The organism is Vineibacter terrae, from assembly GCF_008039615.1.
Lineage (GTDB): Bacteria > Pseudomonadota > Alphaproteobacteria > Reyranellales > Reyranellaceae > Vineibacter > Vineibacter terrae.
This window is the reverse complement of sequence record NZ_VDUZ01000008.1, coordinates 106,279-132,992: the sequence shown is the minus strand read 5'-3', so window position 1 is coordinate 132,992 and position 26,714 is coordinate 106,279. Positions and strand designations below refer to the sequence as shown.

General features: G+C 67.5%; 21 protein-coding genes and 1 pseudogene. 13 read left to right on the top strand and 9 right to left on the bottom strand.

Features of this window, described 5'->3' with window-relative positions:
• Nucleotides 1-3: 3 nt before the first annotated feature.
• The 3 genes from FHP25_RS09395 to FHP25_RS09385 are packed head-to-tail and all read left to right on the top strand — an operon-like array spanning nucleotide 4 to nucleotide 2,771.
• Entirely contained in the window at nucleotides 4-954 is a 951-nt protein-coding gene (locus tag FHP25_RS09395; protein WP_147846667.1) for an extracellular solute-binding protein, read from the top strand.
• 21 nt (nucleotides 955-975) lie between these two features.
• Nucleotides 976-1,884, top strand: coding sequence for a carbohydrate ABC transporter permease (locus FHP25_RS09390; protein WP_147846666.1), 909 nt, complete (start codon nucleotides 976-978; stop codon nucleotides 1,882-1,884).
• Complete coding sequence (locus FHP25_RS09385) at nucleotides 1,881-2,771, top strand: carbohydrate ABC transporter permease (protein ID WP_147846665.1); 891 nt, start codon at nucleotides 1,881-1,883, stop codon at nucleotides 2,769-2,771. The genes FHP25_RS09390 and FHP25_RS09385 overlap by 4 nt, the downstream gene beginning before the upstream one ends.
• A gap of 8 nt (nucleotides 2,772-2,779) precedes the next feature.
• Here the strand turns inward: FHP25_RS09385 and FHP25_RS09380 are convergent, their stop codons facing one another.
• Nucleotides 2,780-3,982, bottom strand: coding sequence for an iron-containing alcohol dehydrogenase (locus tag FHP25_RS09380; RefSeq protein WP_218578292.1), 1,203 nt, complete (start codon nucleotides 3,980-3,982; stop codon nucleotides 2,780-2,782).
• Between the two features lie 59 nt (nucleotides 3,983-4,041).
• Here FHP25_RS09380 and FHP25_RS09375 point away from each other — a divergent pair, with 59 nt between their 5' ends.
• Nucleotides 4,042-4,470, top strand: coding sequence for a cupin domain-containing protein (locus FHP25_RS09375; protein ID WP_147846664.1), 429 nt, complete (start codon nucleotides 4,042-4,044; stop codon nucleotides 4,468-4,470).
• Nucleotides 4,471-4,478: 8 nt separating this feature from the next.
• Here FHP25_RS09375 and FHP25_RS09370 read toward each other — a convergent pair whose 3' ends face one another.
• A complete protein-coding gene (locus tag FHP25_RS09370; RefSeq protein ID WP_147846663.1) occupies nucleotides 4,479-5,267 on the bottom strand; it encodes a DODA-type extradiol aromatic ring-opening family dioxygenase in 789 nt (262 codons plus the stop codon).
• 131 nt (nucleotides 5,268-5,398) lie between these two features.
• On the opposite strand from FHP25_RS09370, the gene FHP25_RS09365 reads away from it, so the two are divergent.
• Both FHP25_RS09365 and FHP25_RS09360 read left to right on the top strand, forming a co-directional pair.
• Nucleotides 5,399-6,967: an ABC transporter substrate-binding protein gene (locus FHP25_RS09365; RefSeq protein ID WP_218578291.1), complete on the top strand. Its 1,569-nt coding sequence runs from the start codon at nucleotides 5,399-5,401 to the stop codon at nucleotides 6,965-6,967.
• Nucleotides 6,968-7,120: 153 nt separating this feature from the next.
• Complete coding sequence (locus FHP25_RS09360; RefSeq protein WP_218578290.1) at nucleotides 7,121-7,486, top strand: winged helix-turn-helix transcriptional regulator; 366 nt, start codon at nucleotides 7,121-7,123, stop codon at nucleotides 7,484-7,486.
• A 1-nt stretch (nucleotide 7,487) separates the two neighbouring features.
• Here the strand turns inward: FHP25_RS09360 and FHP25_RS09355 are convergent, their stop codons facing one another.
• Nucleotides 7,488-8,498, bottom strand: a complete 1,011-nt coding sequence (locus FHP25_RS09355) for a succinylglutamate desuccinylase/aspartoacylase family protein (RefSeq protein WP_147846661.1) — start codon at nucleotides 8,496-8,498, stop codon at nucleotides 7,488-7,490.
• A gap of 425 nt (nucleotides 8,499-8,923) precedes the next feature.
• Between FHP25_RS09355 and FHP25_RS09350 the strand changes: the two genes are divergently transcribed.
• Together FHP25_RS09350 and FHP25_RS09345 are read left to right on the top strand one after the other, a co-directional pair.
• Nucleotides 8,924-9,685, top strand: a complete 762-nt coding sequence (locus tag FHP25_RS09350) for a DUF2927 domain-containing protein (protein ID WP_178133413.1) — start codon at nucleotides 8,924-8,926, stop codon at nucleotides 9,683-9,685.
• A 165-nt stretch (nucleotides 9,686-9,850) separates the two neighbouring features.
• Complete coding sequence (locus FHP25_RS09345) at nucleotides 9,851-10,639, top strand: DUF2927 domain-containing protein (RefSeq protein ID WP_178133412.1); 789 nt, start codon at nucleotides 9,851-9,853, stop codon at nucleotides 10,637-10,639.
• Between the two features lie 122 nt (nucleotides 10,640-10,761).
• Here FHP25_RS09345 and FHP25_RS09340 read toward each other — a convergent pair whose 3' ends face one another.
• A complete protein-coding gene (locus FHP25_RS09340; protein ID WP_147846658.1) occupies nucleotides 10,762-11,634 on the bottom strand; it encodes a phosphonopyruvate hydrolase in 873 nt (290 codons plus the stop codon).
• Nucleotides 11,635-12,091: 457 nt separating this feature from the next.
• Here FHP25_RS09340 and FHP25_RS09335 point away from each other — a divergent pair, with 457 nt between their 5' ends.
• Entirely contained in the window at nucleotides 12,092-12,454 is a 363-nt protein-coding gene (locus FHP25_RS09335) for a hypothetical protein (RefSeq protein ID WP_147846657.1), read from the top strand.
• A gap of 48 nt (nucleotides 12,455-12,502) precedes the next feature.
• Here FHP25_RS09335 and FHP25_RS09330 read toward each other — a convergent pair whose 3' ends face one another.
• The 4 genes from FHP25_RS09330 to FHP25_RS09315 all read right to left on the bottom strand — a co-directional run bounded on the left by FHP25_RS09330 (nucleotide 12,503) and on the right by FHP25_RS09315 (nucleotide 18,070).
• Nucleotides 12,503-13,453 carry a lytic transglycosylase domain-containing protein gene (locus tag FHP25_RS09330; RefSeq protein ID WP_178133411.1) on the bottom strand — a complete coding sequence of 317 codons (951 nt, stop codon included), beginning with the start codon at nucleotides 13,451-13,453 and terminating at the stop codon, nucleotides 12,503-12,505.
• A gap of 153 nt (nucleotides 13,454-13,606) precedes the next feature.
• Nucleotides 13,607-15,418, bottom strand: a complete 1,812-nt coding sequence (locus FHP25_RS40730) for a hypothetical protein (RefSeq protein WP_178133410.1) — start codon at nucleotides 15,416-15,418, stop codon at nucleotides 13,607-13,609.
• 438 nt (nucleotides 15,419-15,856) lie between these two features.
• Nucleotides 15,857-16,588 (bottom strand): FkbM family methyltransferase, encoded by a 732-nt coding sequence (locus tag FHP25_RS09320; RefSeq protein ID WP_178133409.1) that lies wholly within the window; start codon nucleotides 16,586-16,588, stop codon nucleotides 15,857-15,859.
• Between the two features lie 351 nt (nucleotides 16,589-16,939).
• Entirely contained in the window at nucleotides 16,940-18,070 is a 1,131-nt protein-coding gene (locus tag FHP25_RS09315; protein WP_147846654.1) for a ferritin-like domain-containing protein, read from the bottom strand.
• Between the two features lie 324 nt (nucleotides 18,071-18,394).
• On the opposite strand from FHP25_RS09315, the gene cas9 reads away from it, so the two are divergent.
• Nucleotides 18,395-21,481, top strand: coding sequence for a type II CRISPR RNA-guided endonuclease Cas9 (gene cas9, locus FHP25_RS09310; protein WP_147846653.1), 3,087 nt, complete (start codon nucleotides 18,395-18,397; stop codon nucleotides 21,479-21,481).
• Nucleotides 21,482-23,453: 1,972 nt separating this feature from the next.
• Here cas9 and FHP25_RS41800 read toward each other — a convergent pair.
• Nucleotides 23,454-23,687: pseudogene (locus tag FHP25_RS41800) on the bottom strand (PQQ-dependent dehydrogenase, methanol/ethanol family); the annotation flags it as partial.
• A gap of 212 nt (nucleotides 23,688-23,899) precedes the next feature.
• On the opposite strand from FHP25_RS41800, the gene FHP25_RS09300 reads away from it, so the two are divergent.
• From FHP25_RS09300 to FHP25_RS09290, 3 genes are read left to right on the top strand one after another with little or no spacing between them, the layout of a single operon-like run.
• Nucleotides 23,900-24,922, top strand: coding sequence for a TRAP transporter substrate-binding protein (locus FHP25_RS09300; RefSeq protein ID WP_147846652.1), 1,023 nt, complete (start codon nucleotides 23,900-23,902; stop codon nucleotides 24,920-24,922).
• Nucleotides 24,923-24,926: 4 nt separating this feature from the next.
• On the top strand, nucleotides 24,927-25,421 hold the full coding sequence (locus FHP25_RS09295; protein WP_147846651.1) for a TRAP transporter small permease subunit: 495 nt from the start codon (nucleotides 24,927-24,929) through the stop codon (nucleotides 25,419-25,421).
• On the top strand, nucleotides 25,418-26,713 hold the full coding sequence (locus tag FHP25_RS09290; RefSeq protein ID WP_147846650.1) for a TRAP transporter large permease: 1,296 nt from the start codon (nucleotides 25,418-25,420) through the stop codon (nucleotides 26,711-26,713). The genes FHP25_RS09295 and FHP25_RS09290 overlap by 4 nt, the downstream gene beginning before the upstream one ends.
• The last annotated feature ends 1 nt before the right edge of the window (nucleotide 26,714 follow it).

The window sequence follows — 26,714 nt, the reverse complement described above, 5'->3', positions numbered from 1 at the left end:
TCTATGTATCGCGACCACACAACAGATGGCGACATCTCCAAGCCGGGCATCGATTACGCGACGACCAGTGAAGGCAAGATCACCAGCCTGCCGCTGCTCGTCGATTACTTCATTCTCTATTACAACAAGGAGCTCTTCGCGAAGAAGAACCTGGCCCCGCCCAAGACGCTCGACGAAATGTATGACGCGGCGGTCAAGCTCAACGATCCGGACAATGGCATTTCAGGCTATGTCGGCCGCGGGCTGCGCAACGCCAACGTTGTGCTCTATACGCAGTATCTGTCCGGGTGGGGCCAGCAGACCACGACCGGCACGCCGCCGCGCCTGTTGACGGACACGCCCGATGCGGTCGCTGCCGCCGAGTACTACAAGAAGATCCTGACGACAGCTGCCCCCAAGGGGGTGACCGGCTTCAACTGGAACGAATGCCAGGGCTTGTTCGTCCAGGGCCGTGCAGCGATGTGGCTGGACGGCATCGGCTTCGCGCCGCCGGCCGAGGACAAGACCAAGAGCCGGATTGTCGGCAAGGTCGGCTATACTGTGCCGCCGGCCGGCCCGAAGGCGCATCATTCTGTGTTCTTCGGCGGCGGCGCCGCGATCCCGGCCGCCAGCACCAAGAAGGAAGCGGCGTACATGGCATCGCTGTGGATGACCGGCCGCGAGATGTGCAGCCGCATGCTGCAGACCGGCGGCGGTGTGCCGTTCCGCTCGGCGCCGCTCAAGGACCCCAAGGTCCTCGCGCAGCTCACCATCCCCAAGGAATGGGCCGACGCCGCAGCGGGCTGCGCGCCGATCTCGATGCCGGGCCTGCCGGTCATCGTGCCGGTGACCCAGTTCCGCGACACCATCGGCACGGCGCTGACCAACCTGCTGGGCGGCGCCGACGCGGCGAGCGAGATGAAGCGCGCCACCGCCGAGTTCAAGCCCATCCTCGACAAGAGCGAGCAGGGCTGACGGCGGCGAGACCGTACCGCCATGGCTGACACTGACATCGTCGCGACCAGGGCTGACCGTCCGGCGGGAGACCGCCGGCTGCGGCCCTATCTCGGCTTCATCTGGCCGGCGCTGCTCGTCTGCACGGCCGTCATCATCTTTCCGTGGCTGTTTACGGTCTGGATGAGCCTGAACGACTGGCACATCGGCAGCGACCGGACATTCGTCGGCCTGGAGAACTACATCAAGCTCGCCACCGACCGGCGCTTTCTCGAGGCGATCGGCCACACCTTCTACTTCACGGTGCTGGCGGTCTTCCTGCCGCTGGTCCTGGGGACGCTGTCGGCGCTGGTGTTCCACAGGAAGTTCCGCGGCCGCGGCTTCTTCCGCACGTTGTTCATCATGCCGATGATGGCGACGCCGGTCGCCGTGTCACTGGTCTGGACCATGATGTTCCATCCCCAGCTGGGGGTGCTGAACTATCTGATGAGCCTGGTCGGCCTGCCGCCGTCACAGTGGGTCTTCTCGACGGGCACGGTGATCCCGAGCCTCGTGCTGGTCGAGATCTGGCTGTGGACGCCGTTCGTGATGATCATCGTGCTGGGCGGCCTCGCCTCGCTGCCCAACGAGCCCTATGAGGCGGCGCTGATCGATGGCGCCACGCAATGGCAGATGTTCTGGAACATCACCTACCCGCTGGTGCTGCCGTTCCTGGTCGTGGCCATGATCATCCGCACCATCGACGCTCTGAAGGCCTTCGAGACCATCTGGGTGATCTCGAATGGCGGGCCGGGGACGGCGTCCGAAACGCTCAACATCTACCTCTACGCGCAGGCGTTCTCGTACAACCAGGTCGGCACCGCATCGGCCGTGGTGGTGGTGTTCTTCGCCATCATCGTGGCCCTGTCGCTGGTACTTCTGTGGACCCGGCAGAAGGCCAAGTGGGCATGACGACCATCACCGGATCCGACACCGGCAGCGCCGCGCCGGCACGAACGGCCACGAACCTGCGCACGCGGCGCAAGGTCCGCAAGCTGCTCGACAAGGCCGGCCTGGCGCTGGCCGTGGCGGTGCTGCTGGCCCCCTGCCTGTTCGTCTTCTTCTGGATGCTGTCGCTGTCGCTGAAGTACGACATCGACAATACGGCCTGGCCGCCAGTCTTCATCCCGACCCAGCCCACGCTCGACAATTTCGTGCACGTCTTCGACGAAAGCCCGATGCTGCTCTACTTCTGGAACAGCATCCAGGTCACGGGCACGGCGACGCTGGCGGCGCTGCTGCTGGGCGTGCCGGCCGGCTACGGCATCGCCAAGGCGCGCGCCCATGGGCTCGCCGCCCTGCTGCTGCTCAGCCGCATGACGCCGGGACTGTCCTACCTCATCCCCCTGTTCACCCTGTTCCAGATGATGGGCCTGATCGGCACCGTCTGGCCGATCGCGCTCACCCACATGGTGATCACCCTGCCGATCGTGGTGTGGATCATGATCGGCTTCTTCGAGACCCTGCCGCAGGAGCTCGAGGAGGCCGCGCGCATCGACGGCGCCTCGCTGTGGCAGGCCTTCCGCTACATCGCCCTGCCGCTGGCGCGGCCGGGCATCGTGGTGGGCGCCATCCTGTCGTTCATCTATTCCTGGAACAACTTCATCTTCGGCGCCGTGTTCGCCGGCCGCACGACGCGCACCATGCCGGTCGCGGTCTACAACATGCTGACATTCGAGAGCTTCGCCTGGGGTCCGCTGGCCGCCGCCGCCATCGTCGTGATGCTGCCGGTGATCCTGCTCACCATCGTCATCCAGCGCGAGATCGTGCAGGGCCTTGCCGCCGGCGGCGTGAAGTAGTCCCAGCCCTACGCCGCCATGCGCAGGATCTCCTTGATGTCGGCCGGGCCGCGGATCTTGCGCGGGTTGGTGTAGATCCAGCGGTCATGCATGGTATTCTCGGCCAGCAGGTCGAACTGGTCCTCGCCGACGCCGACGTCACGCAGCGAGCGCGGCAGGCCGAGCCCGGCGATCAGCTCGTGAAGGGCATCGCCGGCATCGGCGCCGGGCCGGCCCAGCGCCTCGCTGATCACGGCCTGACGATCGGCGTTCACCGGCTTGTTCCACTTCATCACGAAGGGCAGCATCACGCACGACGTGTAGCCGTGCGGCACGCCCGCGGTGCCGCCCAGGATGTGGCCGATGGCGTGGCTGGCCCCCTTGTCGACACCCGCCTGCGAGCCGACCACCGACAGCCACATCCCCAGCAGGCAGTCGAGCCGCGCCTTGAGGTCGGCCGGGTCCTGCTTCACGCCGCGCAGGCCGCGGCTCAGCAGCTTCAGCGCCTGGATGTCCGACGCTTCGCTATAGGCATTGCACAGCGGCGAGCAGATGTCCTCGGCGGCATGGTCGACGGCGCGGATCCCCAACGACAGGAACAGCCATAGCGGCGTATGCACCGTCGCGGCCGCGTCAAGCACCACGCTGCGCGGCACATGCAGAGGATGGAAATACGACTCCTTCTTGCGGCTGACGGTGTCGGTGCAGCCGGCGCCGGCATTGAACTCGCCGGCCGACAGGGTGGTCGGCACCGCGACCTGACGCACCTCGGGGACGTTCAAGGTCCTGCGCGTCGGCGGCGTGGCATTGGTGATGCGCTTGTAGTCGTCGAGCTGGTCCGGCGAGGTCACGTCGTTGGCCAGGCAGAGCTGCACCATCTTGCCGGCATCGGTCACCGAGCCGCCGCCCACGGTCACGATCAGGTCGGCCTTGGCCGCCCGGGCCGCCGCGGCGGCCTCGACGCAGTCGGTGCGCGGCGTGTGGGCAGCGATGCGGTCCCAGGTCGCGGCGTGGCGGTTGCCCAACGCAGCGACCAGTGTCTCCACCACGTCCGTCGTCCGGTTCAGCGTGCCGCTGGCGATGACGAAGACGCGGGACGCTCCCAGCCGCGCCGCCTCCTCGGCCACGACATCGGCACAGGGCCGGCCGAACACGACCTGGTCCATATGCGGATAGCGATAGACCCCCGCCTGCTGCATCGCGGCCTCCATCACGGTGGTGCCAGCACGCATTGCCAGCTGGCCGGCTAAGGTCGCATAGTAGCCGCCTCCGAACGAGAGGGAGCGTCATCATGGCATCCGTACTGACAGCCGACAAACCGGCAGCCACGCCGGCCAAGAAGAAGCAGGCGTGGGCGAGCAGCAAGAGTCCGAAATTCGTGCAAGGCCGCCGCGCCTTCTTCAAATACCGCGAGCTCGGCGTGACCGAAGCCAGCGACGGCAGCATGCGCGCCCAGGTGACGTCGGCCACCCAGGGGATGTCGCGCCCGACGGGCTGGCACTACCATGTCTGTGAATCGCAGCTGGTCTTCATGCTCAGCGGCTGGGTCGACCTCGAGTTCGAGGACGGCGAGAGGATCCGCGTCGAGGCCGGCGACTCGCTCTATATCCCGGGTGGCCTGCGCCACAACGAGATCGGGACATCCGACACGTTCGAGCTGCTGGAAGTCTCGGTTCCGGCCGACATGGGCACGGTGCCCTGCGACGCGCCCACGAAGTGACGGACAGGTCAGGTCGCAGCAAAGGCGAAGGACGTCATCGATAGCGCCCCGTGCGTGAAGGAGCGGTGCAGCGCCCTGCCCTTCACGCCCTCGCCGGCAGCGCCCAGCGCCACGAACAGCGGCAGGAAATGCTCGTCCGTGGGATGCGCCATCTGGGCCATCGGCGCCTGCCGCTTCCAATCCACCAGAGCATCGACATCGCCGGCCTCGACACGCTCGACCAGCCAATCGTCGAAGCGCTGCGCCCAGTCCGCCACCTGGTCGTGCCGGTCGCGGGCCAGCGCCCGCAGGTTATGCGTCGCGCTGCCGCTTGCCAGGACCAGAATGCCCTCGGCCGCCAGCGGCGCCAGCGCGCGCCCCATCGCGACGTGGTGCGCGGCATCCATGTAAGGCTGCACCGAAAGCTGCAGGATCGGGATGTCCGCCGCCGGCCATGCCAGCAGCGCCGGCACCCAGGCACCATGGTCCAGCCCCTGGGCCGGATCGAGCGCCGCGCTCATGCCGGCGGCGTGGAGCGCATCGGCGATCCGCTGCGCCACGTCGGGCGCGCCGGGTGCCGGGTATCGCAGCGCGTACAACGCCGGCGGGAAGCCGTAGAAGTCATGGACGGTCTCCGGCCGCGCGGCGCTCGATGCCGCCGGGCCGCGCGTCATCCAGTGCGCCGAAACAGCCACGATCGCCTTGGGCCGCGCCACCGCCGCGCCGAGCTGGCGCAGGAAGCGCGTCGCCGGCACATCCTCGAGGATCAGCGTCGGCGAGCCGTGCGACACGAACAGGGTGGTGGCAGGCGCGGTCATGCGTGATCGTAGCGCTTCAGCCGGCTTGGCGACAGGCCCTTGGCGGCGTCTTGGCGCCGCGACGATACGGCTGCTATCGTCGACGGACACGCCAAGGCGGCACGGCTTTCGGGGGTACGACGACAATGTCCATGTTCGGCAAGAGGATCGCGCTGGCGGCCGGCCTGATCGGCCTGAGCCTGCTGGGATCGACGGCGCAGGCGCAGACGACCTTGCGCGTGGTCGCCCATTCGGACCTCAAGGTGCTCGACCCGATCTGGACGACGGCCTACATCACGCGCAACCATGGCTATCTCGTCTACGACACCCTGTTGGCGCAGGACAGCGATCTGCGCATCCGGCCGCAGATGGCCGACTGGAAGGTCAGCGCCGACAAGCTGGTCTGGACCTTCACGCTGCGCGACGGGCTGGAGTGGCACGACGGCCAGCCGGTGACCAGCGAGGACGTCGTGCCGTCGCTGAAGCGCTGGGCCGAGCGCGACGGCATGGGCCAGCAGCTCTGGCAGTTCGTGAAGGAGATCAAGGCGGTCGACCCCAGGACGGTGGAGCTGGTGCTCAAGGAGCCTTATGGGCTGGTGCTGGAATCGCTGGGCAAGCCGAGCTCGACCGTGCCGTTCATCATGCCCAAGCGGGTTGCCGAGACGCCGTCGAACCAGCAGATCAAGGAGTTCGTCGGCTCAGGCCCGTTCATCCTGAAGCTCGATGAATGGAAGCCGGGAGACAAGGTCGTCTACGTCAAGAACCCGAAGTACAAGCCGCGGGCGGAGCCGCCTTCGGGCCTTGCCGGCGGCAAGGTCGCCAAGGTCGACCGCATCGAATGGCTGTCGATCCCCGATCCGCTGACCGCGGCCAACGCGCTGCTGGCCGGCGAGATCGACATGATCGAGCTGCCGCCGCCGGACCTGTTCCCGGTCCTGAAAGAGGACAAGAACATCGAGCTCTACGGCTGGAACGCGCTGGGCAGCCAGATCATCGCCCGCATGAACCACCTCCACGCGCCGTTCAACAACGTCAAGGCGCGGCAGGCGGTGCTCTATGCCACCGCCCAGGAGGACTACCTGAAGGCGCAGGTCGGCGACGAGGCGATCTACAGCACCTGCAACGCGCCGCTGGTCTGCGGCACGCCCAACGGCAAGACCTACGGCGACCTGCTGATCAAGCCGGACCTCGACAAGGCGCGCCAGCTCCTCAAGGAGTCCGGCTATGACGGCACGCCGATCGTGATCCTGCACGCCACCGACCTGCAGTCGTCGAACCGCCTGCCGCAGGTCGCCAAGGCGCAGCTGGAGAAGGTCGGCTTCAAGGTCGACATGCAGTCGATGGACTGGCAGTCGGTGGTGTCGCGCCGTGCCAAGAAGGACCCGCCGGCGCAGGGCGGCTGGCACATGTTCTTCACCACCTCGGTCGCCGTTGATTCGGCCAACCCGGTGGCCAACATCTTCACCAGCGGCGGTTGCGAGAAGGCCTGGTTCGGCTGGCCCTGCGACGAGGCGCTGGAGAAGCTGCGCATCGCCTATGCCCGCGCCACCGACGACGCCGAGAAGAAGGCGCTGGCCGACAAGGTCCAGGACCGCATCATGGAGCAGGCGCACTACCTCGTCGTCGGCCAGTACAAGGCCTTCGGCGCCTACCGCAAGGAGCGCATGCAGGGCTGGCTGCCCGGGCCTGCGGCGGTGTTCTGGAACATCAGCAAGAAGTGAGGCCGCCGATCTCAAAGTGTGTCTTATCGGTGTATTAGTGAATTTTATAGATCGACCCCCTATCCAGTGACTTTATGGAATAGGGGTAACACCTCCGGTGTTCTCGTGGGGGAAGCGCGCCGACCAAGGCAGCCTGCGCGCACCGGAGGACAAATGAACGACGAACGGCATAACGCAGTGTCGTGCCCCATGGACTTCATCCTGCGCATCCTGATGGGTCCGTGGACCACCTACATCCTGTACACGCTGGGGGAGCACGGGCCGCAGCGTTTCGGCGAGCTGAAGCGTCGGGTGACCGGCGTGTCGGCCAAGATGCTGACCGAGCGGCTGCGCTCGCTGGAGCAGGCCGAGCTGATCAGCCGCCACTACGAGCCCACCATCCCGCCCAAGGTCACGTACGCCCTCACCGCCCGCGGCCGCGAGCTGGGCGGCGTTCTCGAGCAGCTCTCGGCCCTGGGCGAGAAGTGGATGGCGGAGGACCAGAGCCACGCGCCCGCAGTCGCCCAGGCGGCGGAGTAGCCTAGCCCGGATAGGCCGAGCCGAGGTGGTAGAGGCAGTCGCCACGCTCGGTGCGGCCGGGGACGCGCTTGCAGATCACCAGCCCGTCATGGGCGAAATGCGCCAGCGCCGGGGTGCGCCAGGGCGTGTCGTGGAAATGGATGCGCCCGGCCGGCTGGCCGCGCTTGACCTCGTCGCCCAGCTCGGCCAGCGGCTCGAACACGCCGCCGTCGGGGGCATAGACATAGTAGTCGTTGCCGCCCAGGGTCAGCAGGCGCGTGTCGGGCGTGGCCGGCACCGGCCCGACATAAGCGCCGATATGGGCCAGCAGCCGGCGCATCCCCTCCGCGGCCAGCTTCAGCACCGATGGCGTGACCTGCCCGCCGCCACCCAGTTCGGTGCCCATGCTGGCCACGCCCTGCCGCCGCGCCGCCGCCGTCAGCGTGCGGTCCTGGCCCTGCAGCGCCGAGCCGACCCAGCCCAGCGGCGCCCCGAACGCCTTCATCATGCCCAGCAGCCGCGCCATGGCGGCCAGGTCGGGATCGCGCCGGCACAGGGTGCTGGGGATGTACATCAGCGAGCTGCCCCCGGAGTGGAAGTCGAAGGCGTAGTCGCATTGCGGCAGCAGCACATGCTCGATGAAATAGGCGATCTGGCGCGTGACGTCGCCGTCGGGGTCGCCGGGGAAGCTGCGGTTCAGGTTGCCGTCGTCGATCGGCGAGGTGCGTAGCCCGGCCTGCGCCGCCGGGAAGTTGGCCGACGGCAGGATGATCAGCCGGCCGCGCACCTGCGCCGGCTCGAGGTCGCGGATCAGCCCGCCCAGCGCCAGCTGGCCCTCCCATTCGTCGCCGTGGTTGCCGGCCATCATCAGCACCCGCGGCCCGTCGCCGTTCTTGATGCAGGCCACGGGGATGGGCAGCCAGCCATAGGCCGAGCGGTGCACCGAATGCGGCACCCGGATGAAGCCGGTCTGCTTGCCGTTGCGCGCCAGGTCGAGCTCAAGAAAAAGGCGGCTGCGTTCGGCAGCTTTCATGTCGGCCTCCCAGGATCGGATCGCATCGGCGCGCACTGTGCGGCGGACGCCCGTGCGATCGCAAGCGCCACACGGCGCGGCGACGGCCGCGCCCCAGCACAATCCACAACCCTGTTTTCGATTGGTCACAGAACAGCCATAGCCCCAAGGGCTTGTGGCCGTATAGACTCACGACCTCTACCTGCGGTTCCCTTGGGAGAGGGACCGACCGCCATCCGGCTCACCAGCTGTCGTCAGCATCCCGGCTCCGCATCGGGATGCGGACCAAGACAATGCCGACGACGTCCGTTCACACCGCCCCGGATCAAATCCGTTATGAGTCTGACCTAATGTCTTTGATCAACGCAAGATCAGCCTCTAATGTACTCGAATATTTCGCGTTTTCAATAAACTTGCTCGATTGTCGAAAATTTATTTTAGGCAAAATGATTAACCTGAGATGGGGCCGCCTGCACGCGGCTCGAGCCTTCCTCGCCCTGGGGATTGCCAGCGGTTTTGCCACTGCCGGCCAGGCCAGCGACACCCTTTCGCCGGCGCTGCTGCAGGACGCGGCTCAGGCTTTCGACGACTCCGCGCTGCGGGTCAACGATGCGCAGCCGGCCGACCTGGTGCGCTGGACCGGACCGATCTTCCTGGCCATCGCCGACGGCGACGGCCTGCACGCGCGCGCCGCCGAGATCGAGGCGTCGGTGCGGACCCTGGCGTCGATCGCGCGCGTGCCGGTGTCGCGGGTCGCCGCCGACGACCCGCGGCGCAACTTCCTCGTCCGCCCCGCCGCCACCGGCGGCCGGGCCGCCTGCCGCGCCGCCGTCGCGTCGCAGGCCGGCCGCATCGCCAGCGCCGAGGTCGAGATCTATCTCGGCGGCCGCGGCTCGCTGACACGCTGCATCAACCACGAGGTGATGCACGCCTTCGGGTTCCGCTCGCACGCCCATGCGGCGCTCAGCATCCTGAGCTACAAGCAGTCCCGCCAGATCGACCTCTCGGCGCTCGACCGGGTGATGATCGAGACCCTGTACGATCCCCGCCTGCGGCCCGGCATGAAGCCCGCCGAGGCGGCGCCGACAGCCTGCGCCGTTCTTGCCGAGAAGCTCGGGCTGGGCGCCCGCGATGCCGGCGCGCAATGCGGCAGCCGTGACGATGGCGGACAGCTGGCGCTGTTCGGCCGCCGTGCCCGCCCGAACTGACCGGAAACACCCCGACCTAATGTGATCAATAAGATCAAATTTACCCTCTAACGAACTAAGATAGCTGGAATTTTCCAAGCCGGACTGGCTCATCGCTTTTGCAGAGAAGTCATTTTCGAGACGATGGTGATGGCGACCACGATATGGCGGCGCCGGATGGCGCGAATGGCGTTGATGGTCGGCGTGGCCTGCGTGGCACCGGCGGCCGGCCACGCCGGCGACGAGCCCGTGCGGCTGTCGCTGGCGGATGTCGCCAATGCCTTCGATGACGCCACCCTGCGGGTCAACACCGCGCCGGCGACCGAGCTGGCGCGCTGGACCGGCCCGATCTACCTGGCGATCTCGGATGCGCCCGGCATGGGCAATGTCGCCGCCGATGTCGAGGCATCGGTGCGGGGGCTGGCGGCGATCGCGCGCGTGCCGGTGACGCGTGTCGGCGGACGCGACCCGCGCGCCAATTTCGTCGTGCGCCCCAATGCCGGGACCGTGGCCGGGCGCTCGCCCTGCCGCTCGTCGGTCGACTGGACCGAGGACGGCCGCATGCTGCGCGCAGAAATCCACCTCAATCTGGCCAACCCCGACCGCATTCAGCGCTGCATCAACCATGAGGCCATGCACGGCTTCGGCTTCCGCGCCCATGCCCATGCCGCGCTGAGCGTGCTCAGCTACACCTACGCCGACCAGGCCCAGCTCACCGCCATCGACCGCATCATGCTGGAGACCCTGTACGACCCGCGCCTGCGGCCGGGCATGGCCACGGCCGCTGCCGCGTTGGTCGCGTGCCACATCATCGCCGAGAAGCTGGCCGCCCCGGCGGTCCAGGTCGCTACCGCCTGCCTCGACCGTGCGCCGGCACCGAAGCGTGCGCTGGCCGCGCTCGGACGGCCGCGGCCATCCGGCGACGCGCCGGCGACGCCCTCGCTGCAGCCCGGCTACCGCGACGGCGGGATGTAAGCAGGTGAGGCTCGGCCGGGGCCAACACGCGCGTGACCTCGCGCCGATTCTGCTCGGTGGCATGGAGGACGTTCTCCATGTTGAATGCGTGACGCAGCGCTGACGAGTCGCGGTGCGTGCCTTCAGCGCAGGAAGGTCTTCTCCGCCGCCTTCATGGCCGGCACGTCCTGCAGCTCGAAGATGTCCTCGACCGAGACGATGCGGCGGTCGGCCTGGGCGATGCCGCCGTCGCGGCGGATCTGGGCGAAGACCTCCTGCATGGCGGTGACGGCGGCGCGGATGGCGTGGTTGCCGTAGATCACCAGGCCGATCTTGCCGGTCGCCTTCATCGCCGCCTCTGTCAGCTCGGGATAGGCGGTCGGCACCAGGGCGATCGGCCGGCTGCCGTCCCAGCGCGCCGCGAAGTCCATGACCTCGGCCGGCGTCTTCTGCTTGGAGTGCACCAGGATGAGGTCGGCGCCGGCGGCGACGTAGGCGTGGGCGCGCGCCAGCGCCTCGTCCAGGCCGGCGCCGGCGATCAGCGCCTCGGTGCGCGCGATCACGACAAGGTCCGGGTCGGGCCGCGCGGCGCAGGCGGCCGCGACCTTGCCCTGGAACTCCTCCAGCCGCACCAGCTCCTGCCGGCCGCCGGCCAGCAGGCTGGTGTCCTTGGGAAAGAGCTTGTCCTCCATCACCACGGCCCCGACGCCAGCGCGGCCATAGGCGGCGACCACATGCATGACATTGATGGCGTTGCCGTAGCCGGTGTCGATGTCGGCGACCACCGGCAGCGCGACGCGCTCGGCGATGGCGCGGGTCATGTCGAGATGCTGCGTCATCGACAGCAGGCTGGCGTCGGGCACGCCATAGGCCGCGCTGAGCTCGAAGCCGCTGGCCCAGATGGCATGGAAGCCGGCCCGCTCGGCCAGCCGCGCCGACAGCGGGTTGTGCGCCGCCATGGCATGCGCCAGGCCCTCGCGGGCGATGATGTCACGCAATCTGCGGCCGGCAGTCATGGGCGCTCCTTTACAGGCAGACACAATTCGGACACAAAAAAATATCCAAGAAACGCGTTACGGAAATTACCAAAAATACTAAAAATATTCTTTCTGTTTCATATCATGAACTTGATGGACGTCTTTCATGTCGACTAAAAATCGACGGAAACGATCGCAAATTTGCCCATCGTGCCCTCCTCACTCTCAGCGGGACGTTGGCCGTCCCTGAATCAGGCGCACACCATCATCATCCCGAGCGCAGCTCGGGATGATGAAGCACCGTCGCGTTCACTATTACTATATTCTTTTTAAGAGAACAAGAAGAAATACCGGTGCCCACACGCACGGATCGATCAGCATCGTGTCAGCCCCGACCGCAAAAGCGGCGAGATCCGATCATGGCGGCAGCATATTGCCGGCGCCGAATGAGACCGCGATCGGTATTCGGAGGACTCGAGCAATGTCCAATCTATGGATGAGCGCCGGCGCCTTCATGGTCGCGGCGATGATGAGCATCAACGTGACCGGCGGCGTATCGGCCCCGTCGTCGCTCGTCTCCATCGGCGCGCCCGCGCACGCCCAGTGGTGGCGCCTGCCGTCGGGCGAGCGTGAACATGCCGATCGCGAAGCCTGGGAGCGCGCCCATCGCGGCCAGCGCTGGGATCACGACGCATGGTGGCGCTGGGACCGTGAGCGCGAGCGGCGGCTGGCCGAAGCGGAGCGCATCGACCGCGAGCGCTGGGAGCGCGAGCATCGGAACCAGCGCTGGGACCGGGACCGTTGGCTGCACGAGCGCCGGGATCATGACGATTACCGCAACACCTGGGACAAGAGATAGCCTCGCGCGGAAACCGTCATCTTCACTGCGCCGGATGCGCAGCGGAGCTCAGCCCGGGTTGCGCAGGACCATGCAGGCGCCGCCGACAGCGCGCAGCCGGGCGCACAGGGCCTCGGCATTGGCGCGGCTGCTTTCCGACACCCGCACGATGTAGCGCGCCGGTCCGCGGCGGCGGGCATAGAGCACCAGCGGCAGCCGATCACCCAGCACGGCATCGAAGCGACGCCGCAACCGCTCATAGGTGGCCAGGACGCGGCCTTCGGACCAATGACCGGCGAGCTGCACACCCCAGGGGCCCCAGGCCGGGCTGGCCGTGAGCCGCCGGCGCGGGCTGTCCGCCATCAGCCTGGCGAGGTCGACGCAGCTCACGTCTTTCGATGCGTCGGGATCCTTGAACTGAGGCGGCGGCTGCACGGCCCAGGCATCGGCCGGAAGCCCCGTGATGAGGAAGACATAGGCACGGGTCTCGTCGGGCAGGCCGACACGACCCGCAAGCCAGGCGTCGACGCGGCTGGGGCCGGCATTGTAGGCGGCGGCCGCCAGGCCCAGGCTGCCGCGGAACGTGGTGCGCAGCTCGCGCAGATAGCTCGCCGATTCGCGCAGGGCCTGGATTGGCTCGAACGGATTGGTGAGTCCGCGTCCGGCCGCCGTCTGCGGCATGAACTGCGCGATGCCCTGGGCGCCGGCGGGACTCACCGCTTCAGGGTCGAGCCGGCTCTCCTGCCAGATCAGGCGCGTGAAGAACACCACCGGCAGATCGTTCTCGGCAGCGGCCTGCGCCAGCGTCCGGCAAAGGGCGTCGGGGGTCGGGCGCGGCCCCTTGGCATCCGGCGGCGGCTCGGCGCTGACATCGCCGGCGGCCTCGCCCGCCGGCTCGGCTCGCGCCGGCTGGTGCAACCCCAGCGCAAGCGCAATGGCGACGGCCGCGCACCGCGCGGCGGCGCGGTATCGGGAAGGCGGTCGAACCGCGCGCAGCGTCGGGCGAAGGCACCCCTGCATGCATCGAGCGTAGCGGGGCAACGGCGTGAAATGGAGTCTTTGTTGCGGCGCCGGATGATCCGTCGCGCAGCGCGCGACCAGTGCCGCGCGTGGTCCAGGCATGATGGCAAGGCGCGCACCACGGCACGCGCTTCGATGACGGCACGCCGTGGTCTACTTGCTGCCACCACCTCCACCTCCACCTCCACCTCCGCCTCCGGAGCCGCCACCACCGGCACCACCACCAGAGCCGCCGCCGGCACCGCCTGCACCACCACTGCCGGATCCGCCGCCGCTACCAGAGCCACCGGCCCCGCCACCAGTGCCCGCGCCGGAGCCGGAACCGCTGCCCGCGCCGCCGCTGCCTGCGCCGGAACCGGAGCCACCGCCCGCACCGCCGCTGCCTGCACCGGAACCGGAGCCACTGCCCGCACTGCCGCTGCCTGCGCCGGAACCGGAACCACCGCCCGCGCTGCCGCTGCCTGCACCGGAACCGGAGCCACTGCCCGCACTGCCGCTGCCTGCGCCGGAACCGGAACCACCGCCCGCGCTGCCGCTGCTTGCGCCGGAACCGGAGCCACTGCCCGCGCTGCCGCTGCCCGCGCCAGAACCGGAGCCACCGCCTGCGCTGCCGCTGCCCGCGCCGGAACCGGAGCCACCGCCCGCGCTGCCGCTGCCCGCGCCGGAACCGGAACCGCTGCCCGCGCTGCCGCTGCCCGCGCCAGAGCCGCTGGCACCGCTGCCGCCACCAGCACCGCTACCACCCGTCCCCGTGCCGGCGGCGCCACTGCCGCCGGCAGCGGCGCTGGACCCGCTGGCACCGCCGCCGGCACCGTCGAGGCCATGGCGCGCGAACGGATCGTCGGCGCGGTTGCCGCGTCGCGCTGACGGTGGTGGTGATGGTGGTGGTGGCGACCACACGGGCTGTGGTGCCGGAGCCGCGACAACCGGCTCCGGGTCAGGTGGAATCACGATCTCCGTCGGCGTCGGCTCCGGTGGTGGTGGAGGCCGTCGCACGACACGCGGTTTCGGCGCCGGTGACTTGGGCGCCGGTGACTTGGGCGCCGATGGCTTGGCTGCCGGCGGCTTGGCCGCGGCCGGTGGGCTCGGCGGGGCTGTCGTCGTAGCCGCCGCCGGCGGCGGCGAGACGGTTGCCGTCGCAGGCGCCGGTGGCGGCGGCGGTGGCAACGGCGCTGCCGCCGGCGGCGGCGGCGGTGTCGGCACGGCCAGCAGGTCGAGCGGAATGGTGGTTCGGGTCGAGACGCCGGGGCCGCTTTCCGGTCCCGTCGGAGCCGTGCTCGTCGATGACAGAGGCGCATCAGGCGGCGCATCGGCGCGCGGCTCGGCGGTGGCGGCCGCAGGCGTGGCGTCGAACGGCACCAGGGTCTGATCATGTGCGTCGGGCGTCGGCGAGGCCGGGCGCTGCGGCGCGGCAGCGGCGACCGGCGCCAGCTTCTGCACCTTCGGCATCGGCATGCCGGGCACCGGCGTGTGGCTTGCAGCGACCGCGGCAAGAGCGATGTCGGACGCCCCTTGCTCCGGCATGGACATGGGCTGCGGCAACCGCATGACCGAACGGGAGATGCTGTCGCCGCCGGTCCCCGGCTGCTCGGCGTTGGGCGCGGCCCCCGCGGCCGGCGCCGCGGGCGCAGACGTGCCGGGCGCGGATGTCGCTTGCCGGTCGGTCGGCAGGAGGGTGCGATCGACGGCGCCGGGTGGGGCTTCGGACGCGCCCGGAGCAGCGGTCGCGGTCATGTCCGGCGCCTCGTCCGGCGCCGGCCGCGCCGCCTTGTGAGCGCCGCGGAAGGATTGCAGGTCGACGGCAATCGCTCCCGTGCCAAGGGCGGCGTCGCGACCGGCGGTCACGGCGATCTCCTCAAGGGTGCCAGGCCGTCCGGCGATCAGCGCGCCAATGACCACTATATGCAGTGCGATCGAACCCAGAATGGGAAGCGTCGCACCTTCTCCGAACCTTGCCGCCGCCATCGCGAACCCTCTTCGCATGCAGACGCAGTCGTGTGTCACGCGTAGACGACAGGTCGTGCGGAAGGTTCCCCATCCGGGGCGGCACTGGAGCCCCGGCGGTTGTGACCGTTGTGTGGGTGCCAGAAGCGCGGTTCATTGCCGGGGATTTTCCCCCAGGGCGATCGCTATGGCCTCGGCGGAGCGATCACACGCTGGGGGCGCGCCACTCCGTGGCGCGTCATAACGACAGCTCGAGGCGCTGCCCACGAGCATGAGCCGACCGTGTGGGCAGCACCGCAGATGCCGTGCGGCATCGGCTATGAGCAGGACGCGCCACGGAGTGGCGCGCCCCCAGCGTGTGACCCTCCCGTCCGGGCCGCCCCCACGCCATACGCGATCGCCCTGCCCTCCGGGGAAGGATCAAGTCACATACGCGGAATGACGGAAGGCGTGTTGCGCCTAGCCGCACCTGGCCGGAGCGGGAGCTGAGATCTCTGTGGGCGCGGCTGCCGGATCGCGAAAGCAGAAGACGCAAAGCTCACGCACGATCCAGTCGTAGGGCTGCCGGGCCAGCGCCGCCATGGCGGTCCGGCCGGCGCCGTCCCAGGGATGCGCCCAATCCCCGGGCATGTAGATCACCAGCGGCGTTCGATCGAGCCATTCGGTATTGCTGCGGAACACGGCCTTCTCGGCGCCCTCAATGATCAGCTTGACGATCAGCGGCTCGCCGCCGGCGGTGGCAAGCAGCTCGTTGACGGTGACGGACCGGACCGTGCCGGCGGTCGGTGCCTGCTCGACCTCGCCGACCTTCCGCTCCCATGGACGGGCTTCGGGGTTCACGATCTGCAAGCTTGCCGGACCGTCCCACAGGCCCGCCTGGACCGTCACGATGTTGGGATAGCCTGCGGCGTTCTTCCTGATCATCGCGACATTGGCGGGATCAGGCTCGACCGCCATGATCTTCGCCTGCGGATAGCGGCGCGCGAACCACACGGCCGCGAGGCCGATATTGGCGCCGCCGTCGATCACGACGGCGCGCGCCCCGAGCTCACGGGCGCGGGCGTCGACGCGGCCTTGCTGGGGATAGGAATTCGCGTCGAGCGCGTGGCGCAGGAACATCCGCTCGAACACTGCGACGTCGGAGGTGCCGGGCCTTATCCACACCGGCTGGGCGTACCCCGGCACAATCACGGCGCTGGGTTCATCACCGCCCCGCCGGCGCATGCCCCACCACATGCGCATCCCGGCAGGGGCTCCGTACGCGCTGATGCACCGCGCAAGGAGGCGCAACGGCGCGAGCCTGGACCACATACGCATACTTCGAACGCCGCTCGCGCCCTCATGCTACCACACGAAGAAACGACCGTCGCATATTCGCGCATTGTTGTAAACGCGGCGCGGCCGGCCAGCCACAGGCGCCGACAGCACCGTCATTCCGTTGCGCAGCTCAACCGGCGGCAACAATGGATCGCCAGGAAGACGCATCACGCGTCGTTCCCAGGCGATCCTCCGCTCGCTGCGCTCGCGATGAACCGGATGGCGCTACGCCGCCGTCGCCTTGAGGTTGACGCCGCGGCGCTTGCGGTTGATCTCGCGCAGGTACTCGATGCCATCGGCGGCGATGGCATCGCCCACCATCGAGTCGCCTTCGCCGACCAGCTCGCCCAGGTCGACCCAGGGGCTGTACACGTGCTTCGTGCGCTCGGTGATGATGCCGGCCTTGAGCAGGGTCTTGATCAGCACCCGGAAGATATTGGTGCTCTCCTGCATCGAGTTGCGCCGGCTGTCGCGGCCATAGGCCTCGCGCACGGCATCGCGCACCCACTGCCAGTCGAGCCCGAGCTCCTCGTAGATGTAGGTGCGCTGGCTGATGCTGGTGAGGTTGAACAGCAGCGACTCGAAGACGTGGGCGGCCCAGTCCTCGACCTTGTTGTGCTCCTCGGGCGTCAGCTTGGGCAGGGTGCGGTCGGCCCAGATCTTGCCGAACTTGTGGTGGAACGCCTCGTCGGTCATCACCAGCTGGATCAACCGCTTCAGCAGCGGATCGCGGGTGTAGGCATAGGTGTCGGCGAAGGCGCCCATCGCCAGACCCTCGAGCATGATCTGCATGCCCACCAGCTTCTTGTAGACGATGGGCGACAGCACGATGTCGTTGAGGAACTTGCCGAGCTCGGGCGCGCAGGGATAGGCCTTGCCCCAGCGGGCCTTGATGTAGCGGCCGAAGCCGGCGACGTGGCGCGCCTCCTCGCGCGCCTGGTTGGCGGCGTATTCCTGGGCGCCGGGATCGAGCAGGATGTCGCACAGCGAGGCCGACAGCGACAGCGCGCCCTGCTCGCCGTGCAGGATGCCCGACATGCGGAAGCGCGTGATGTTGTTGGCCAACCGGACGCGCTGGCCCTCGTCGAGACGGTCGGAGACGGCGGTGTTCAGCTCCAGCACCCGCTCCGGCGGCATGATGTACTCGCGCGTCACGTCGAAGGGCTGCGCGTAGTCGAGATAGGCCGGGTTGAACGGATCCCAGAAATGGTCGTGGGTCTGGCCGATGATGCCGTCAAAGGCGTCGGACCGCGTCTCGTAGCGGTCGACCTCGATCATCGCCGGAAAGTCGTCGGGTGCGACCACGCTGTACGCCGGATCATGGGTGATATGGGCGTCGTCGGGATGGCCGGTCATCAAATCCTCCATTGGCCGCTGATGCCTGGACGGCATTTTCTATTTCATTTCAGAAAAAGTGTACTGCCGACCGGCGGTGAAATCCACCGAAACAAATGGGGCTCCCCGCGGGGAGCCCCGATCTTGTGCCCCATCCGCCGAAGCGGAGGGCTTGTTAACGGAGGGACCGCGCTCTCTCATCGGCTAGGCATATCTACGTTCCACCCGCTGCAAATATCGTGATAGAGTGGCAGGAGGTTGTCAATACGGATGACAGCACACGCATTGCGGCTGATCGTCGTGGGATGAATCCAATAATAACAAAAACTTTGGGGTGGAGAGCAGATGAAGAGGACGCTTCCGTTTCGCCTCGGGCTGGATTTGGGGACCAATTCGATCGGCTGGTGCATCACGGACCTTGGCAAGCCGGGCAAGGACGGCCGCATGCATCCCGTCCGCATTCGCCGCATGGGCGTGCGGATATTCCCGGATGGTCGCGACCCGCAGTCGGGGGCCTCGCTTGCCGAGGCGCGGCGCACCCCCCGTTCCGCCCGCCGACGGCGGGATCGTTTCCTGGACCGCCGCGCCGACCTGATGAAGCTGCTGATCGCGCATGGCCTCATGCCGGCCGACCCGGCGGCGCGCAAGGCGCTGGCAGCGCTCGACCCATGGGCGCTGCGCGGCGAAGGGCTCGACCAGCAGCTGACGCTGCACGAGCTGGGCCGCGCTCTCTTCCATCTCAACCAGCGCCGCGGCTTCAAGAGCAACCGCCGCACCGACAAGAAGGCCGACGACAAGGAAGCACAGGGCATGAAGGCCGGCGCCGCGGCGCTGGCGGCGAAGCTCGACGGCCGGACACCGGGCCGGCGCACGCTGGGCGAGTACTTCTACGCGGCGTATCGAAAGGACCGCACGCCACGGGGCGCGCCGGACGGATCGACGCTGCCGATAGCGGCCGTGCGCTTCCGCGCCCACGCCGGCAAAGGCAACAAGCTCGAATGGGACCTCTACCCCACACGCGACATGGTCGAAGCCGAGTTCGACGCGCTATGGACGGCGCAGGCGGCGCACCATCCCGCTCTCACCGAGGAGGGCCGCGCCGCGATCCGCGATGCGATCTTCTATCAACGGCCGTTGCGCCCGGTGGAGCCCGGTCCATGCACCCTCGATCCCGAGCCCGACCCGCACAAGCGTGAGCGGCGCGCGCCGCTGGCGCTGCCGCTGCAGCAGGAGTTCCGCATCCTGCAGGAGCTCGCCAACCTGGAGCTGCGCCATCGGCGCACCGGGCAGGTCCGGCGGCTCGGCCGGCAGGAGCGCGACAAGGTGCTGCACGAGCTGAAGCGCCGCGAGAAATACAGCTTCTCCCAGATCCGCAAGCTGCTGGGAATCGACAACGTCTGGTCCTTCAACCTGCAGGACGACCGCCGCGACGGGCTCAAGGGCGACGTCGTCGCGTACAAGCTGGCCAAGAATGGTTTCGGCAAGTCGTGGCATGACATGGCGGTCGAGCAGCAAGATGAGGTCGTGCGCTTCCTGCTCGACGAGGAGCGCGAGGACGAGGTGCTGCGCGTGGCCACGACGAGCTGGGGCCTGGCGCTGGAGGCAGCCGCGGGTGTCGCCGGCACACCTTTGCCGGAGGGCTACGGCCGTTTGGGCCGCACGGCGCTGGCCAGGATCGTGCACCACCTGCGCCACGGCGTGTCATCGAAGGACGGCGGCCTGATGCACTATGACGAAGCCGTGCAGGCCGCCGGCTATCGGCACCATTCCGACTTCAGCACCGGCGAGGTGTTCACGGACGCGCCCTACTACGGCCAGATCCTCGAGCGCTACATGGTGCCGGTGAGCGGCGTGTCGGGCTCGGCCGACGAGCAGCAATACGGCCGCATCACGAACCCGACCGTCCATGTCAGCCTCAACCAGCTGCGCCAGCTGCTCGACGCGATCATCGCGGCCTACGGTCATCCCGACGAGATCGTCGTCGAGCTGGCGCGCGAGCTGAAGCAGACGCGGGAGCAGAAGCGGGAAACCCAGACGCGGCAGCTCGAGAACCAGAAGAAGAACGAGCGCCGCAAGCAGCAGCTGGAGGCGGCCGGCATCGCCCTGCGCGGCGACGCGCTGCTGCGCATGCGCCTGTGGGAGGAGCTGGGCGAGAATGTCGCCGACCGTGCCTGCGTCTACACGGGCGAGCCGATCGGGATCAAGACGCTGTTCAGCGACAAGGTCGAGATCGAGCACATCCTGCCCTTCACCCTGACACTGGACGACAGCCCGTCGAACCTGACGATCGCGATGCGTCATGCCAACCGCGACAAGGGCGATCGCACACCCCATGATGCATTCGGCACGAGCCCGACGATCGGCGGCCAATCCTATGACTGGGATGCCATCGCCCTGCGCGCCTCGGCGCTGCCGTGGGCCAAGCAGTGGCGTTTCCGCGCCGACGCGCTGCAGCTCATCAAGGATCGGCTGCTGCGCGAGGAGCAGCGCGCCAAGGGCAGCCTGCCCCGGGACGTGATGGCCGACATCGAGAACACTGGCGGCTTCCTCGCCCGGCAGCTCGTCGACACGGCGTACCTGGCCCGGGTCGCGCGCCAGTACCTGACCAGCGTCGTGCCTAGCGAGACCGTCGACGGCGTCATGCGCAGCAAAGTCTGGGTTGTGCCGGGCGGCATGACCGGCATGCTGCGCCGGCTCTGGGGGCTGAACCGCTATCTCTGGGGCAATCGCCCCGAGGCTGCGGACGAAGGTCCTGACGACTGGCGCGGCAAGCTGCGCACCGACCATCGGCATCACGCCGTCGACGCCTTCGTGCTGACCCTGATCGACCGCCCGCTGCTCAACAGCATCCAATATCAAGCGGGCCAAAGCGGCCGCCGCACCATCGACGACATGCCTGATCCGATCGACTGGCCGACCTTCCGCGAGGACCTGAAGGACCGGTTCGACCGCATCGTGGTGTCGTACAAGCCCGAGCATTCGCCCTCGGGACGCCTGCACGAGGAGACGGCCTACGGCATCGTGCGCGAGCCGGCGAAAGAGGATGGTGCGACGCTGGTCTACCGAGCGACCTTTGTTGACCTGGATACCGATGGAATTGCCCGCATCCGCGACTTGCATCTGAGGGCTCGCGTGCTGGCCGCCGTCGAGGGTGTGACGTCGGACAAGAAGAAACTGAGGGAAACGCTAACAGCTTTCGCGGCGACCGAGCCGCAAGCACTTCGCCATGTTCGTTTGTTGAAGGTCAAGAGCGATTACCGGACAATTCTCCATTCGCGGAGCCACTACTCCAAAGCATTCGTGCCCGGCAAAAACCATCGCGTGGATGTTTTCGAGCGCCCTGACGGTACGTGGCAGGCGGCAGGCAATTTCAGCCCAGCCCAAGCTAGAGACTCCGCAGCGTCGCTGCGACGAGACCGTTCGGCGTGCTGATGTCCCAGGCCAGAACAACGACGAGGGTCACGGTCACAAAGACAAAGAACGAAGCCAACAGTGTATCCCCACGGTCGTGAGTCATCGCCCCCTCCCACGCTCTACACACCGCCACTTCACCCATCACGACCGAGCATCGCGCCTGCTGCCTGGGGCCTGCACTCGTGAATCCAGGCCAGGGATGTTGATCCGTCGGGACTACCGCCAGAAGCTCTGGTTGACGGTATCGAGCGCGGATGCGCTTTCTCGGATGAAGCTGCATTGCTTCGGATTCGGTGAATGACTCGCAAATCATGCAGTCCACCGGCGCTGCCTGAACAAGCCCGTGCGCGCAATGCCAATGCGCAACTATGAGTCGCTGCGGATCCGACACGCTAGCCGAACGACCGCGTCATGGTCGTTACCGCGCCGCATGCGCGGGGAAAGCGCGTCGCGCGACGAGCAGGCGATCCAGGCGGGCGTGGTCGAACCCGCACGCATGTCTCAGGCCTCGACGTGCGGCGCGTGCGCCACTGATATTCGGCAAGTTGGCCCAAGGGTCAATGGATACGGGAATTGAGGTGGTGGTATCGATGCCCAGCCTTGTTGCGAGACTGGACAGCGTCCTCGTGGCCGACATGCCGTTGAGTTCGTCGTTCCAAAACCGCGTTTGCGACCAGCTCAGGGGCCGTCGATGCCCAATAGCGAGATTGGCGAGAGTATCGGTAAAGTCCCTCTCTGCAGGGCATGCGGGACCCGGATGTCGCTCGTGCAGCGAACCCTTCGTACCTGCCCCTATGAACTTCTTACTTTTGAATGTCCTGGTTGCAAGGACGTCAGATGCGTTACTCACCCGCCGAGCGGCCGGCGCGGCGGGAAGCGCTTTCGGGTGGAAGAACGCATTGCGGAGACCGAGTTTCAGATCAGTAGGCAGCAGGAACTGATTTCGTCGGGCCGTGCCGGAGATCCCCGGGAGGCGGTTGAGCTCGTCCAGGTCCTACAAACCATACTGGTATCGCTCCGCGAAGCTCGGGATACTTACGAACGGCGCCACATCGCCGACCAAACGGGCGATTTCACTGGCCGAAAGAATGCGTCGAATAATCGCCAGTGAAACCAAACGTTCAGGCTCCCGGCATGACAAGAATTGACGGGCAAATGCAAGAACCGTAAAAATACTGACAACCCACCCAAGACACGCTAATGTAGCAACGATTTACGATAATATCTTCAGATCGCAATATAAGCGGTCGACGCATCCCCTCGGACGAGAACAAGCCGCGCAGCGGCTTTCGACGCTGTAAGCAATGGGGAGCGTTATGGGGCGTTTGTGTCGCTTCGATCAGTTCGCCGATTTCAGTGAGTTTACGGACCAGCTTCGAGGGTCAGAGACGACTTTCGTCCAGCTCGCTGTCGGCCACCCGGACATCACGCACTGCTGCTTCGACGCAGGCGATGTAATCTTGCATCGGACACAGTTCGGACTTGGCTCATCCTGCAGGTCGACGAGACGCCCGGATTGGGCATCGCTCGTCATTGACCTCTCGCCGAAGCGCTGGTGCGGCATCGATGTGGCGGCAGGTGCGGTCCGACTGATCGTACCCGGCCGTGAAATGCACGTCGCTTTTCAGGGCCCGTGGGATACGGACACGTTGCGCGTGGCCCAAAACGCACTTGGGCAGGCATGAGGGAGGGGTCGATGTCGCGGGACCGCCAGGCCAGGCTGCTGGCCATGCTCTTTGGCTTTGTGACGGTGGCACTCGTCCTTGTTCTGGTCTGGGACATGAGCACCCCCAACGGCCTCGCCGCCGCGAGCTTCGAGCCTCGGCTCACAGATCGATAGATCCCCGGCCATCTCAAGCAGGTCGAGGGTCCGACGCTCGAGACGGGCAACACGACCTGCTGCGACGCTGGTGGTCGCTGCACCGTTGCCGGTCGCGCCGCGGGGTGTCGCGCTCCACCACCGCGGCGGGATGGGCACCAGCGCCGATAAATCGCCGGACGTCTCCTGGTAGTGCCAGACGTACTTCCCGGTGTCGGCGTTCAGCGACGCCAGCGACGCCAGATAGAGGTTGTCGCCGCCGGCCGGGCTGCGGACCTTGCGGTTCCACGGCGATCCGTTGCCGGTGCCGACATAGATCATGTTCAGCTCGGGATCGAAGGTGATCGTATCCCAGATCGTGCCGCCGCCGCCTGCGACCCAGTACTTGCCGGCGGGGTCAGATCTTCCTGCCCGTGCGGACATCGATGGCGTGAGCGACGCTCCAGGGCGCCGTAACATACATGATGCCGTCGACGACAAGCGGCGTCGCTTCCACGCCGAGGCGGGCACTCAAAATTGTCTACAATTTTCTTTGACCGCCTTCTTGCACGGGTGTTAGCCTGCCTGCGGCCTCAGGTGCGGTCGGCTGAGGCGCGCATGCATTGACGGGGACCATCATGAAGCGGATGACGTGGCTTGCGGCGGCAATCGCCCTCTCGATCAGCAGCCTGCTCGGCGCCGGCCAGGCGCTGGCACAGGCGAAGCACCAGTGGAAGTTCGTCTCGATCATTCCGGCCGGCCAGGAGGTGTTCGTCGACCGCTTCAAGGAGCTGGCGGCCGAGATCACGAAGCGGACCAACGGCCAGGTCGAGGTGACGTTCTATGCCGCGGGCGAGCTGCCCTACAAGGCGCCCGAGTACATGCGCGTGACGGCCAAGGGACTGGTCGAGATGTCGGAGATCGTCGGCAGCATGGCGTTCGGCGACGCGCCGCCGCTGCTCCTGGGCGACCTGCCGTACCTCGCGCTGAACGACGCGGAGCGCAAGATCCTGCGCGACATCATGTGGCCCAAGATCTACGCCGCGCTGCGCAAGAACGGTGTCGAGCCGATCGGCTGGGGCGCCTACCCGCCGCGCAACATCGTCATGCGCGAGGCGGTCAAGGGGCTGGGCGACATCAAGGGCAAGAAGATCCGCACCGCCGGCGGCCTGGAGGCGGAATACGTGAAGACCTGGGGCGCCGCGCCGTCCTTCGTGGTCTGGGCCGAGGTCTATCCGGCGACGCAGCGGGGCATCGTCGACGGCGTGCTGACCGCCGCCGTCGCGATCGAGACGGCCAAGCTCTACGAGGTGGCGCCCTACTTCCTGAAGATCGACGGCCCGGTGGCCCATTTCTACATCTCCGTCGACCAGAGCTCATGGAAGAAGCTCTCGCCCGAGCTGCAGAAGACCGTGAAGGAGGTCGGCGACTGGTGGACCGACCGCTGGCAGAAGCTGGTCGTCGAAGAGGCCGACAACGGCGCCATCAAGCGCATGCAGGACAAGGGACAGCTCAAGGCCGTGGTCCAGGTGCCGCCCGAGACCCATGTCGAGACGCGCAAGAACCTGATCCCGGTCTATCGCAGCTACGTGAAGGACAAGGTCGGACCGGAGGGCAGCGCCGCGCTCGAGCAGGCGTTGACGGCGCTCAAGCTGCAGTAGCCCGATGCGCCTGTCGACCATTGCCGCCCGCCTGAGCCAGGCGGGCGTGGCGGTCGGGGCCGTCGCCCTGACGGCGATGATCGTGCTGATCACCGTGCAGGTCATCTCGCGGCGGATCCTGACGGCGCCGATGGTGGTGGCCGACGAGCTGTCCGGCTACCTGCTGGTCATCACCACGTTCTCGGCGCTCGGCTACGCGCTGCTTCACGGCGACCATATCCAAGTCACGCTGGTGACCGACCGCCTTTCCGACCGGCTGCGCCGGTATCTCAGGGTGGCATGGTGCCTGGTCGGGCTGCCGTATGTCGGCCTGCTCGTGTGGCGCAGCGCGGTCCTGGTGCTGGACAGCTACCACAGCGGCTCGTTCTCGGTCACGGCGACCAATGTCGTGCTGTGGCCGATCCAGGCCTTCGTGCCGCTTGGTCTCGCCGTGCTGTTCGTGCAGATGCTGGCCGAGCTTCTCGAGGCCCTGAACCTGTTGCGCCGAGGTGCTGCGTGAGCTGGGAAATCGTGGCGGCGATCTATTTCGGCGTGATGCTGGCCCTGCTGTTCGGCGGCGTGTGGATCGCCATCAGCCTCGGCGCAGCCGGCGTGATCGGCATCTGGATCGTCAAGCCGGCCCTGCTGGGCGGCCTCGAATCCGTCGTCTGGAACACGCTCGAGAGCTTCGTGCTGACCGCGGTGCCGCTGTTCATCTTCATGGGCATGGTGATCCTGAACAGCGGCATCAGCACGCGGTTCTATCGCAGCCTGGCGCTGTGGCTGAACCGTGTCCCCGGCGGCCTGGCGCAGACCAACATCCTGGCCTGCAGCATCTTCGCGGCGCTGTGCGGCTCGAGCGTCGCCACGGCGGCATCAGTCGGCTCGATCGCCATCCCGGAGATGCAGAAGCGCGGCTACGGCGTGCGGCCGATGACCGGCACGCTCGCCGCCGGCGGCACGCTCGGCATCCTCATCCCGCCGTCGATCCCGTTCATCATCTACGGCTCGACCGTCGGGGAGTCCGTGGGCAAGCTGTTCATCGCCGGGATCATCCCCGGCCTGGCGATGGCCGCGATCTTCATGGTGTTCCTGGCCGGCCACGCCAAGCTGATGCCGGGGCAGTTTCCCGTCCTCGGCGAATCAGTGCCCTGGCGCGCGCGGCTCATGGGGCTGCGCGACCTGGTGCCCGTGGCGCTGCTGATCGGGCTGGTCATGGGCGGCATCTATGCCGGCGTGATGACCCCGACCGAAGCGGCCGGCGTCGGGGCGGCGGGCGCGGTGGCGGTCGCGGCGCTCTACGGCGGGCTGACGATGGATGCGCTGCGCAAGAGCCTGCTCGACACGCTGCGCACGAACGCGATGGTGCTGTTCATCGTGGTCGGCGCCCAGATCATGTCGTTCGCGCTGGTCGCCGCCGGCATCCCGCGCGCCATCGTCGCCGCCATCGAGAGCGCGCACCTGGCGCCCTATGTGGTGTTCGCCGTCGTGGTGGTGATGTACCTGGTGCTGGGCTGCCTCGTCGATGCCCTGTCCCTGATGCTGCTCACCCTGCCCGTCGTCCACCCGATCATGACGGCGGCCGGCTTCGATCCGATCTGGTTCGGCGTGGTGCTGGTCATCCTTCTGGAGATCGGCCTGGTCACACCGCCGGTCGGGATGAACCTGTTCGTCCTCCAGGGAATGGCCAAGACCTCGCTCGGCGAGGTCAGCTGGGGCTCGCTCCCCTACGTCGTGCTGCTGCTGGCCGGCGTGCTCGTCCTGACGCTGTTCCCCGGCATCGCGCTGTGGCTGCCGCAGCAGATGTTCTGAT